We start from the raw sequence: 12463 nt of genomic DNA on the forward strand, positions 1-12463 counted from the left end.
CCCTCAAATTGAAGATTACGGTTTTTTATAAGGAATTATTTCTGGTAACAATCATGGATGCTTTGTGCGTTTGAGCGCTTTACGTGCTTCATTCACATCTTTCATTAAACGATAGGGCTTACTAATGACGCGCATCGGCATTTCTGAGACAAATTTACTTAAATCTTGTTTATATTCCTGTGTCATTCGTGATGGCTTTGTGGCAATACGCTCGTACACCTCATCATAGATTTCCTTTTTCAAATCTACTTCCATACCTGTTAAGCGATGACATGCCTCACATTCAATTTTTTGGATTTTATTATTCACATAGACAACACGGTGAACCGTTTCATCATGACAACGTGTACAATAAAGACCTGCTTCCATTTCAGAAATTTTCATTAGCCACACTCCTTGCATACGATTCTTCTTCTATTATATGCTAATGTATTCACTGGGTAAACCTAGACGCACTAAGGGATGCCTCATTTTGAGACACCCCCTTTATCCTACTTAAAAGCTTTTTTCCTGCAATGAACGTAACTTCCAAATTGTTGATTCATTTTGTTGCTCAATATCATCGTATGTTAAAATTTCACCTTTTTTCACTGCACGCTTGACTATCACATTTGGATCAACAAGACCGATTGGTAAAGCATTTGCCGCTTTTGCCTCTGCTTGGTTATACAGTGTACCATATACAGTGAAACCACCAATACCATCCAAACGATCACCTGGTTGTAAATCCTTTTTCGCTGTCGCCACTGTTTCTGCTTGCAGACCATACCATGGTGCAATCGTTGCCTCCTGCTGTAAATAAGCACGTGCAACAGAAATCGGTGTTTCTAAACTTGTTAAATGATATGGGCGGAATAAAATATAATTTGGACCTGGTCCCATTTTTAAATAGTTCATTTCATGATTTACTTCTTCTTTGTCAGATGAAATAATCGCAAATACACCTGGTGCTACACCATTAACATAGTCAACAATTTTTTTATTGCTTAAAATACCACCTTCTTCTTGTAAACGGAAGATGTCTGGTAATTCTTTTACTGTACCAGATGGTCCATGCATCCCTGGCTTATCTGGTAAAAAACCTGTTGCATTCGCCACAGCATTCATTTCCACCATTGTTTTCGTACCATCTTGGAAGGAAGCGAGCATTTTAGGATTAGAGCCCTTTTCTTTCGCCTCTGTCGCTGCTGTATCTGGGTTAGCCTCATAATTTAAAGCATTATTTTTCCCCTTGCCAAGTGCTACAATTTCAAAGCCAAGTGCGTCTGCAAAATCATATAGCTCCATAATACAGCCAGGCTCATCACCTGCTGAGCCTGTATAGACAACATTACTTGCCGTAGCCATTTGATGAAGCAATGGACCCACTGTAATATCAGCCTCTACATTTAACATGACGATATGCTTTTTATTCATAATCGTTTTCCAAGCGATTTCAGCGCCTAAGTTCGGCACACCTGTTGCATCAACAATAACATCAACACCTGGTAAAGCTGTCACCATCGAAACATCTGTTGATGCTACAACTTTCCCTTCTTTAATGGTTCTTTCTGCCGTTTCAATATCATTAGTTGTGACAATTTGCTGTGGTTCCACACCAGCAGACATATAGGCATTTTGAATAATATCTGTTCGTAAATCCGCTGTTGCTGCTACACGCATCCCTTTCATGCTCTCAATTTGTGCAATCATGCCACGCCCCATTTGTCCGCAGCCAATTAAACCTACTTTAATTTCTTTTCCTTCTTTTTCAAGCTGTACAAGCTGACGATTTAACCCTAACATATTTTCTGCCTCCTTAGGCTTTGTGAATTGTAATGATTGTTGCTACAGAAACGACTGGCATCTCTTTATTTTCCACGCACAATGTCCCTGGTAAATCCGCATACTTCTCCCCGTTAAAGACAATCGTGCAGTGTCCTAACTCACCAACCGTCTCATTTACTTTGTTCCCAACGAATGTCACTTGATAGGATTGGTCGTCAAATGACAGAATATCGCCAATTTCAATTGTGCCTTTCAGTTGCGCAACCGTATGAACAACCGCAATATCTTGCAAATCCTTAGGTGCAGTCTCATTGAAAATAATCATCATTTTTTCATCGACAAACATATCCACGTCTGCTCCAATAGCTGTCACCTTAGATTCATAAATCGTTTCCATATGAGTTCCTCCAAAATCACTTATCTTATTCATACATGCCAAAGCTTGCAAAATAGGCAATGACTACAGCAAGTGGACCTGTTACAAGACGAGACATTAATACAGCTGGCACGCCAACCTCTACTGTTTCAGGCTTTGCTTCTCCAAGTGTTAAACCAACTGGTACAAAATCTGCCCCTACTTGTGGGTTAATCGCAAACAATGCTGGCAGTGCTAAGTTCGGTGGAATATTTCCTTTACCAATCTCTACCCCAACTAATACACCAACTACTTGTGCGATAACGGCTCCTGGACCAAGCAATGGCGATAAAATAGGAACGGCACAAATCACAGACAGGATTAGCAGACCAAAAACATTACCAGCAAGTGGTGATACCCAATTCGCAATTACATTCCCAATACCTGTATATAAAATAATACCGATTAACGTACTAACAAGTGCCATGAATGGAATGATATTTTTTAACACTTGCTCAATTGTTTCACGTGCTGCCTGATAAAGAACGCCGACAACGCCACCCATTGCACGACCCATTTTTTCCACAATATTTTGCTTACGTGGCTGACCATTGCTCGTTTGCATTTGTGCCACTTTTTCACGAGCCTCTGCTTTTAGCTCTTGTGCATTTTTTGGCTTTATGACTTGTACGACAGGTGCATTTTCATCCACTAACTGGACATCATTTTCTCGCACACCTGACACAAAATTATCCTCTTGAATAAATTTCATCAATGGGCCTGATGGTGATGTTGGTGTTAAATTTACTGTTAATACACCCATTTTAGGATAGACGCCACAGCGAGCCGTCCCACCACAATCAATTAATACACAGGCCATTTCTTCTTTTTCAAATGATGTTTTGAAGCCATCCACTGCTTCAGCACCTGTTAAATCTGCAATATGCTGTGCGACAGGGTGAATACCACCGCCTGTCACCGACACAATATATTTTTTCTGCTCATCTGGTTGAATGACAAGCGGACCTCCCCAACCACTGCTACCTTTTGATATTTTGACTGCCTTATATTCTGTCATTTTCATTGTCCCCCTTTCAGCATTAATCTGTATCTGTGATGCCTTGACGTTTCATCATCATAACCGTAATACGTTCTGTCACAATACCTCGAATTAAAATAACGACCATACCGACTAAAAAGAAGCGAATCGCTAATGGACCTGTAGAAAGCCCTAGCGTTGTAATACCTTGTGCAATCCCTAGATAAACAAATAGCTCTGCTGCGTTTGCATGTGGGAATAGCCCTGTAATTGGGTGCACAAGCGATACAGCTGAATCATAAAATGCTGGCTTTTGACGCTCTGGTAAAAACTTTCCGAATGTATAAGCCATCGGGTTTGTTAAAAAGAAGACTGCTAGTAATGGAAATAGTGTATAGCGTAAAAAGATATTTTTTGTTGTTTTACGAGCAAAATTATCAATACGCTCTTCCCCTATAATTTTAATCAAGGCATTGACTGCTAAAATTAAACAAATCAATGTTGGAATAATGCCTGTAAACATGCCCATAAAGGTTTCGCCACCTTTTTGGAACATTCCGATAAAACCTTCTGCAAATTTTACTAAAAAATCCATATAATATTCCCTCCTCTTTGTTTATCTACCTGATTAAGCTGGTACTTCTTTATCCATTTGCTGTGTTATTTTGGCAGTAGCCATTTTCAATGAATTTTCCCATTTATCATCCTGTAACATTGATATATGCTGTCCAATAAAACGCTTACAATTTTTGAATTTTGCAAAAACTGTAACACCATTCATCACTTTACATTCCTCTACAATACCTTCTGTGTTCGTGACAAGAATTAACACGGTGCCAGAACCAAGCTTTTTTTTCTCAATGCCCACTCCTAAGTAACCACTTTCTCGATTGCTCATTTGATGGACTGTTTTTCTATAATACTTCATTTGACGCATTGTTAAATAGATTTGTAGCAACCACATCCCGATAAACCCTGCAAGCAAATATCCCCACATATACACCCTCCTTTACATTTGTTCTATATCATTACCTTTGTAAAGATTGTAGTATATTTGACGATTCCGTGTCAACAGAATTTTTAGATTTTTTAAAAAATACAAAAAAACCATGCTCCATACACGAAGCATAGTTTCTATATTTTCGATATTTTTGGGCGAATTCAGCTATCAATCGGGCGAATTCCAATAAGTTCTACCACCATCCAACAGCAAGATCTGTCCATGAATATAAGTTGCTTGTTCCGAAGCAAGGAACCGTGTCAGCTCCGAAATATCCATCGGTGTGCCTGTTCGACCAATTGGAATTTGGTCAATAACGACTTGCTTTGCTTCTTCGGTTGGATAAAGACTGTCTAACATTTGTGATTCAATTACTCTTGGTGCAATGACGTTAATGGTAATACCATGTTCCCCAAGCTCTTTGACAAGTGAACGCATCAAGCCAAATGCTCCACCTTTAGAGGTGTAATATTGAATGCCTCCTCCTGAACCTGTAATTGCTGAACCAGAACCAATAATGACAATGCTACCACTTCGTTGCTTCATCATTGCTGGTGCAATTGCACGAATGCTATAGAATAAGCCATGTAAATTAATCGCCATCGTTTTTTGCCATAGCTCCCAGCTTGTCTCCTCCAACGCTACACGCTTTGTAATCCCCGCAGAGTACACAAGCACATCTATCTTACCAAACGTTTGTAACACATAGGATGCCATTTCATGTACGCTATCCCATGAGCTTGTATCCACAAAGCAATGATGCATCAACGAATCATTTAAAGGCTGAATATCTGCTACAATTGTCTGATGTCCATCTTGTGCAAAATCCTCAGCAATTTGTTTGCCAATACCAGCAGCTCCACCAATAACCAACACATTAGCCAATGCTTTTTCCTCCCTCTAGCATCAATGATTCACCTACAATTTGCTTGCCCCATTCTGAACAGAGGAACACGGTCATGGCTGCTGTGGATTCTACATCTTCTGTATGAGGGGCTGTTGCAATACCTGCCACTCGTACGTGATGCTCTTGGAATGTTCGAGCTAAACCTCGCGTCATCGATTGTAATGCGCTATTTGCTGCTGCAAAAGAAGCACTTACTTGTCCAGTAATAGCTGCGGAAGACGAGATATTAATAATAACGCCTTGCTGCCTCCGTGCCATAAACGGAGCTACCGCCTGACAGGAAAGAAATACACTACTTGTATAAGTATCTAGCAACGTGACCCATTCATTTGGTTCAATTTCAAAAAAGGAACGGGGTGTAGCATCTGGGAAAGAATGAATTAAAAAATCGATACGTTGATGCTGCTTGATAACCGTTTCGATAAAGCTTTGTACACGCTGTGATTCATCAAAATCTACACCCGTCAATACCGTGCAGCCCGCTTCTTGTAGTGCGAGACAAATAGCGGTATTACGCTCACTGCTACCGCCTATTACAAGTGCAATTTTGTCATCAAAAGTAATATTCACCTGCTTGTCCTCCATCCTTTAGGGTACTAATAACACTTTAAGTGCCTGTTCATTAGGACTGTGTGCACAATGTATCGCTTCATCTAATTGGGCTAATGGAAAACGATGTGTGACCATATCATTCACACGAATAACACCTTGTTGAATGAGCTGTAAGGCGGTTTCATAATTATAGGGATGAGAAGAATAGGAGCCAATGACTTTTAATTCATCCATGAAGAATCGATGGGCAGGTATCGCAATCTCTTCCTCACGAAACGGAGCGAATACTAAAATCGTTCCACCTTTTCTAACACAGTTCATCGCCTCTGTTAACAATGCACTAACACCTGCTGAAATAATTACATGGTCGACACCTTGACCAGCCGTCCATTCCATCACCTTTTCCTGTAAATTCTCTGTTTTACTGTTCATCACAGCGGTAGCACCAAAGTGTAAAGACTGTTCTAATCGATAAGGATTAATATCACTAACAAAAATTTGACCCGCTAGTAAATGACGAGCAATTTGTATTTGTAGACAGCCGATTTGTCCCGCACCTAAAATGAGTACGGAATCCCCTGGGCGAATGTCCATCGATTCAAATCCATGAAGACAACAGGCGACAGGTTCTACAAGTGCTCCTTCTTCAAATGTTACATTCTCTGGTAATTTACCCATCGTATGTTTAACATGTAGTGCTGGCACACGAATATATTCTGAAAAACCACCTGGCTCCAAATTCGTTTCTTTAAATTGCTTGCACAGTGTAAACAGCTTACGCTGGCAATAATGGCATGTAAAACACGGAACATGGTGTGCAACAAATACCCGATCACCGACCACAAATTCCTCTACGCCCTGCCCTATCTCCACAATGGTTCCCGCTACTTCATGACCAAGCACGGTTGTTTCAGGTACAGTTTCATCCAATACTTTATGAATATCCGTACCACATAAACCACAGACTTCCATCCTAAGAAGTACTTCTCCCTCACCAATTGTTGGCATTGGGCGTTCCTCATAGCGAATATTATTTTTATCATAAAAGACGGCTGCTTTCATTGTGCCTCCCCTTCCTTGCTCTTCTGCTCCAATAATGCAATGAGCTCATTATAGCCAGCTAAATCATTTGTAAGCCAATAACGACCACCTAAAATTTGTGGCTTACCTAAGCGGATAAATGATTTTCCCACGTAGCGGTAATTACGCAAGTGAATGAATGTTAATTCATCCCAACGATAACTATGATTTCGACCAAAAGCACTAAATACAATGGCCTCATCTGTTACCGTAACGCGTGTAGGATGATGCAAACCAATAAAAGAGGAGGCAAGCAACACGGGCATTGTATACAAAACAAGTTTACTGAGCATCATATTCTCACCATTCCACAAGCCATAGCATGCCCATAACATCAGACCGACCATCAACACAATTGGTACTAAAATATTCATATTTTTGGCTGTTTTTGTATACTGAAAGATCCTCATATTGACCATACCTCCTGCTTTGCTATATTATCCTAAATGTTGAATAATTTTTTCAATATCTGCCTCGATGCCAACACCTGTTAAAAATGAGATTGTCTGAATAACAGGTGTGTTACCTGCATCACTAATTGGTGTTGTCGTGACAATGACACTAGCACTTGCTGCTTTATACGGCACTTCTGAAGCTTTACACTGCTCCACTACCACATCATAGCCTTTGCTTTTTAACGTTTCCTCTACCTTTTTTGCTACGACTGTTGATGTTGCAACAGCCGTCCCACACGAAACGAGTATTCTTTTTGTCATATTTATTCCTCCTCATTATCTATTTATTTCTCTGTATCTAAGCCCATTTCTTTTGCATACTGTTTACGGATATCGTTACGTACCCAGTACCAAAGAAGTCCATAAGCAATAGCAGCACCAATTGCTACATAGAAGTATGGATTTGAAGGGTCAAGCAAGCGTAAAATAATCCATGGAAGCACATGTGAACCTAAGTCAATACCTGAAATCAGAGATGCACCCTCTGGGAAAGCAAATCCAACAGCACGTCCCATTGTTGTTGCTAATTCAGCAAGGTTTGTGGCAATAAAGAATACAATGAGCAACGTGAACACCGCATTGATTAAACCACGAATAATATTGCCTCTTGCAGCCGCTACTGCCCATACAACTGTAAATGGTAATACAGATAAATCTGCAAACGGTAACATATTATTGTATGGTAAGATGACTGCTAGTAAAATTGTAATTGGTACCATTAATAGCGCTACAGCCATATTTGCTGGATTTCCAATGACAATTGCTGTATCTAAGCCAATATAAACATTTTTTCCAGGGAACTTTTTATTAATATAATCACGAGCCCCTTCAGAAATTGGAATTAACCCTTCCATTAACAATGCCACCATACGTGGTGTTAAAATTAACACGGCTGACATTTGAACACCTAATGTTAAAACGCCTTTCACATCATAGCCACCAAGAATACCAATTAGTATCCCTAACACAAGTCCCATCACTAACGGTTCACCAAAAATACCAAAACGTTTTTTCAATGTCTCTGGGTCAGCATGTAGTTTATTTAAACCTGGTACTTTATCGATGATGCGGTTTGATGCATACATTAATGGGGCAAAATTGACTGTTTCAGAGTGTGCCATCGAAACACCTTTTAACCCAAAATGATGCTCAATCGTTGGCGCTGTCCAGTCAGCTAATTTTAATGTAATCGCTGTCACGATTAATCCAACAGCAATCGCAAGAATCATACTGTCATAAGCGTAGTACGCAATCGATGCGGCAAAAATCAAATGCCAAAAATTCCAAATATCCACATTCAACGTTTTCGTCCAATTGAGCGATAGCATAATAACATTGAGCACTAAAATAAGTGGAATCATTAATGGGGCAACAGGTGTACCGAATGATATCGCAGCACCAATCGGCCAACCAACATCTAGAACATCCAGCTGTAACCCTAACGACTCAACCATTGCCTGTGTGGCTGGTCCAAGTGCATCCATCAATAGTCCAATAACCAAATTAATTCCTATAAAACCAATACCAATTGTTAAAGCTGCACGAAATGATTTATTAAAGCCCTGTTTTAATAGTAGTCCAAACCCTAGCATAATGATTGGTAGCATAATAGAAGGACCTAAATCTAACACAAAATCTACTGCTTCTTTAATCATATATTCCACCCCCTGATTTCTCTCACTGTATTCTTTCTGTTAATAATTGAACAAGTTCATCTGCTGTTGTCATTTCCTGCATTAACTGCATGGTTTCTGCATCTTGAAAAATGCCCATCAATCGTTGTAATAGCTCAAGCTGACTTTCTGGATCAGAAATAGCTAGCATTAATACCATACTGACTTCTACTTGTGAATCTGGACTACCCATCACACAAAAGGAAACAGGATTTTTTAACATACTGACGGCAATGGCTGGCTTTAGCACATGCACCGAATCTGTATGTGGTATGGCAACACCTGTATTGGCAAGTGGTAGACCTGTAGGATAAATGACCTCTCTGGCTAATACCGCTGCTGAATAGCTTTCCTTTACATATTGTTGCTCATACAGCTTTTCAGCCAAACAGGTAATCACAGCCTCCTTCGTTGGATGATCCGCTTGTAATTCAACTAATTTGGTCGTTAATAACGTTTCATTCGTCATGTATCCTCATCCTTTTCTGCATATACCCTCATTATGTTTACTATTTCGTGTTTATCAGCTGCGTTCGCTATCTGGAATACATCCTTCTCTACAAGGGCAAGCTGTGATAGCTGAAATAATGCACGAATATGTTTTTCTTTGTCCTTCGCTGCAATAATGACGACAAGATGTACACGAAAATCTTTGGCAAAATCAACACCATCTCGAATACATAATAAGCTCATCGCTGTACGATTTACGCCCTTTTCTGGACTTGCATGTGGAATCGAGACATGCTGACCAAGTACCATATAAGGCTGTTCATACTGATGCCCATTAATAATTGCTGTAATATAACTAGACTCAATCGCACCATTCGCTAAAAGTGGCATCGCAGCTAAATGAATTGCCTCCTGCCAATTAACAACAGACGGTACAATCGTTATAACATCCTCTGTTAAAAAATCCATTAAATTCAATCGATTTTGTTTAGCTGGTAGCATCCTGCCAAAATGTCCTTGCTTATCTTCCAACAAATGTTGCAACTCTTTTTTCAGCTTATTTGCATCTGCAATTTGCCCATGTCGTCCAACAATTTCCATAATTTTATCCACATCCAGCGTAGTTGGGGAATAACCATACAACGCTTGCATCACTCGCTTCCGTAGCTGTGCTTTTTCTTCCTCAGACGGTAGCTGTCGTACAATAAATAGCTGCTTGTCTGTTTGTACAATTCTAGGAGAAAAAACAATATCATAATCTTGCTCAAACTGCTGAAACTCTCGAATCGATAAAGGCTCTAAAAAGTGAAACTCTGGAAATACTTTTTGCAATGTATGATTCATCAATTTCGATACAGATAAACCATTTGGACAAATGACAACTGCTCGAACTTTTGCATGAATACTATCGCCTTGGCGTTCTAGCCAACCACCAATAAACATCGTTAAGTATACAAGCTCACTTTCTGGTATCGTCTCACCAATCATTGCTTCCAGTGGTGTTACAGATTGCTTAACTAAAAAATGAAGTTCTCCAAATTCTGCATCAATTTTCTCAGCATATTCATTTGAGGTTGTCAAATGATATTTGATTCTGTAATAAGCTGGCTTCATATGAATAAAAATAAGGCGAATTAAGCTTTCTTTGTCCTTTAACGTTAAACAAGCATTTTTTTCAAATAGACGTAGCGTTGCTGCTACTGCATTTTTTAATTCTGGAAGGGTTGTATCCGTTAGCACCTCGTTGGAGGACACATTGGACGCTAATAAATTTAAAGCCATAAACAGCCGCTCTGCCCTTGGAAAGGAGCTATTCTCACCTAACAAAAGCTCTACCGCTTGATATTCTGTTGTATCAGATAGCTCCTCATAGTGAATGCAAAATGTAGAACCAATGCGCTCCTTTTCCTCAATGCGTATAAAAATAATCATTAGCAAATAAGGTAGTTGTTTCAGCTTTTCATCTGTAAACGTTAATTGCAATTGTTCTTCCACTTGACTAAGCCATTCAGAAATCTCTTGCTTTCTCGCTTTATCCGTAACAACCATATCTTCCATCATGGTTTCTCCATAATCTGCTGCTAACACTTTATCAATTACTTGGAGAAGCAATCTTCTTTTTTGAATTTCACTGCCAATCATTTCATAGCCATATTGTCTTGAATAGCTAACAGTCAAGCTATGTGGCTGTAGTATTTCCTGCACAACTTTCAAATCATTTAAAATCGTATTCTTACTAACAAGAAGTGCCGATGTAAAGTGATGAAGGGATAATTCCTCTTGCTTACTCAATATCATCAATATAATAAGCTGCGCGCGCTCATATTCTGATAAAATATAATGACGGCTTGTGTTACCTTCCATTTTTAAATAGGATTGTACTTGTTCATCGACTAGGAAAAATCCACTTTTTGATTTTTCAATAATCGGAAGGTCATGTGCTAAAAGCCAATGATTAATTTTATCAATGCTATAACCTATTTGATGACGACTTAATCCATGTTTTTCCACCAATTCTTTACTTTTTATAGTAGGATTAAAAATGAGCTCCTTTAGTAGCAAGTTACTTCTTTCATCCAGATACATGAACATTACCTCCTTGCTTATTTTCATACTATCATGATTATTCAGAATATTGTATGCGTTTTCATCCCACTTTTTCATCATTTCTGTGCGCACAATTGTGATGCTGGAAAACAAATGAAAAAACTGCTAGAAAATTTCTAACAGTTTTAGCTTGTTTCATTTAGAATAGCAAGGGCTGTTTGCTCATCAATAATGAGTGTATGAAGATAGTTCCCCTTTAAAGCAGCCTCAACGCTCTCTGCCTTATGTGTACCTTCTGCAACACCAATCACATAGGGGATTTTGATTAAATCCTGTAAGTGCAAGCCAATAATGCGGCTATTTAGCTCATGTTCAATGGGCGTACCTTCTTGGTCAAAAAAGCGAGAGCCAATATCACCAATAGCGCCTGCCTTCTTTAAACTTTGAATATCTGCTTCTTGCACATAGCCGATTTCTTTCATCGTTGATCCTTTATGAGGATTACCAATACCGATTAATGCTACCTCGACATTTTTTCCTTCCTCTAACACTTGTGCAATATCCTGCATTTCTACTAAACGTTCTCTTAGCTCCACTGTTTCTACGATGGCTGGTGCGTATAAATACGAGCAACTACCATTCATTTTTTTAGCCAGCTCATAGGCTAGTTGGTTCGCATGAATTTCAACACTTTTTGTGCCCATTCCACCAACAAGTGGCACAATATTAATCTGTTCACGGCGTTCAAATGGATATTCTTTGACGACCTCTGCCAACGTCTTCCCCCATGAAATGCCTAGTTGCTTCACGTCTTGTCCTAGCCAGCGAGCAATGTAGTGTGCGGCCATTTGACCAACCGAGCGCCGAACCATATCAGGTGTTAAACCAACAGAAGGTACAACAACAGCATCTTGTAGCCCATATTGTGTTTCTAACCTTTTTTCGAGCTCCACTGTATGTACACTTTCATCTTTAATAAACACTTCTACAATTCCTGTATCTTTCGCTTTTTGTAACAATTTTGAAATCACAGGTCGGGACACACCCATTTTTTTAGCGATTTGTTGCTGTGTCCAACCATCTGTATAGTACCAATTTGCTATTTTTACAAGCTGCCGTCGTTCTTCCCAACTTAACAT

Annotated in this window: 15 protein-coding genes; all 15 read right to left on the bottom strand. The window is 39.4% G+C overall.

The annotated features are described in order from the left end of the window. Positions 1-51: 51 nt before the first annotated feature. Positions 52-384, bottom strand: a complete 333-nt coding sequence (locus OPF91_RS01345) for a cytochrome c3 family protein (RefSeq protein ID WP_264986872.1) — start codon at positions 382-384, stop codon at positions 52-54. Between the two features lie 111 nt (positions 385-495). Next, positions 496-1785: an NAD(P)H-dependent oxidoreductase gene (locus OPF91_RS01350; protein ID WP_264986873.1), complete on the bottom strand. Its 1290-nt coding sequence runs from the start codon at positions 1783-1785 to the stop codon at positions 496-498. Positions 1786-1798: 13 nt separating this feature from the next. Beyond that, on the bottom strand, positions 1799-2164 hold the full coding sequence (locus OPF91_RS01355) for a PTS glucitol/sorbitol transporter subunit IIA (protein WP_264986874.1): 366 nt from the start codon (positions 2162-2164) through the stop codon (positions 1799-1801). 25 nt (positions 2165-2189) lie between these two features. Next, positions 2190-3200 carry a PTS glucitol/sorbitol transporter subunit IIB gene (gene srlE, locus OPF91_RS01360; protein WP_264986875.1) on the bottom strand — a complete coding sequence of 337 codons (1011 nt, stop codon included), beginning with the start codon at positions 3198-3200 and terminating at the stop codon, positions 2190-2192. A gap of 22 nt (positions 3201-3222) precedes the next feature. Beyond that, a complete protein-coding gene (gene srlA, locus OPF91_RS01365; RefSeq protein ID WP_264986876.1) occupies positions 3223-3756 on the bottom strand; it encodes a PTS glucitol/sorbitol transporter subunit IIC in 534 nt (177 codons plus the stop codon). A 33-nt stretch (positions 3757-3789) separates the two neighbouring features. Further along, positions 3790-4158: a transcriptional regulator GutM gene (locus tag OPF91_RS01370; protein WP_264986877.1), complete on the bottom strand. Its 369-nt coding sequence runs from the start codon at positions 4156-4158 to the stop codon at positions 3790-3792. A gap of 171 nt (positions 4159-4329) precedes the next feature. Continuing rightward, entirely contained in the window at positions 4330-5037 is a 708-nt protein-coding gene (locus OPF91_RS01375) for an SDR family NAD(P)-dependent oxidoreductase (protein WP_309297412.1), read from the bottom strand. 1 nt (position 5038) lies between these two features. After that, on the bottom strand, positions 5039-5638 hold the full coding sequence (locus OPF91_RS01380; protein WP_264986879.1) for an SDR family NAD(P)-dependent oxidoreductase: 600 nt from the start codon (positions 5636-5638) through the stop codon (positions 5039-5041). 18 nt (positions 5639-5656) lie between these two features. Further along, a complete protein-coding gene (locus tag OPF91_RS01385) occupies positions 5657-6682 on the bottom strand; it encodes a zinc-dependent dehydrogenase (protein ID WP_264986880.1) in 1026 nt (341 codons plus the stop codon). Beyond that, the gene (locus tag OPF91_RS01390; protein WP_264986881.1) at positions 6679-7110 is read right to left on the bottom strand and encodes a hypothetical protein; all 432 of its coding nucleotides are present in this window, start codon (positions 7108-7110) and stop codon (positions 6679-6681) included. The genes OPF91_RS01385 and OPF91_RS01390 overlap by 4 nt, the downstream gene beginning before the upstream one ends. Before the next feature lie 27 nt (positions 7111-7137). After that, entirely contained in the window at positions 7138-7416 is a 279-nt protein-coding gene (locus OPF91_RS01395; protein WP_264986882.1) for a PTS sugar transporter subunit IIB, read from the bottom strand. Between the two features lie 23 nt (positions 7417-7439). Next, positions 7440-8810 carry a PTS galactitol transporter subunit IIC gene (locus tag OPF91_RS01400; RefSeq protein WP_264986883.1) on the bottom strand — a complete coding sequence of 457 codons (1371 nt, stop codon included), beginning with the start codon at positions 8808-8810 and terminating at the stop codon, positions 7440-7442. Positions 8811-8832: 22 nt separating this feature from the next. Next, on the bottom strand, positions 8833-9297 hold the full coding sequence (locus OPF91_RS01405) for a PTS sugar transporter subunit IIA (protein WP_264986884.1): 465 nt from the start codon (positions 9295-9297) through the stop codon (positions 8833-8835). After that, positions 9294-11444 (bottom strand): BglG family transcription antiterminator, encoded by a 2151-nt coding sequence (locus OPF91_RS01410; RefSeq protein ID WP_373877029.1) that lies wholly within the window; start codon positions 11442-11444, stop codon positions 9294-9296. Before OPF91_RS01410 ends, OPF91_RS01405 begins: the two co-directional genes overlap by 4 nt. Positions 11445-11509: 65 nt before the next feature. Further along, positions 11510-12463, bottom strand: coding sequence for a sugar-binding transcriptional regulator (locus tag OPF91_RS01415; protein WP_264987853.1), 954 nt, complete (start codon positions 12461-12463; stop codon positions 11510-11512).

This window comes from Lysinibacillus piscis, from assembly GCF_026012395.1.
Classification (GTDB): Bacteria; Bacillota; Bacilli; order Bacillales_A; family Planococcaceae; genus Lysinibacillus; species Lysinibacillus piscis.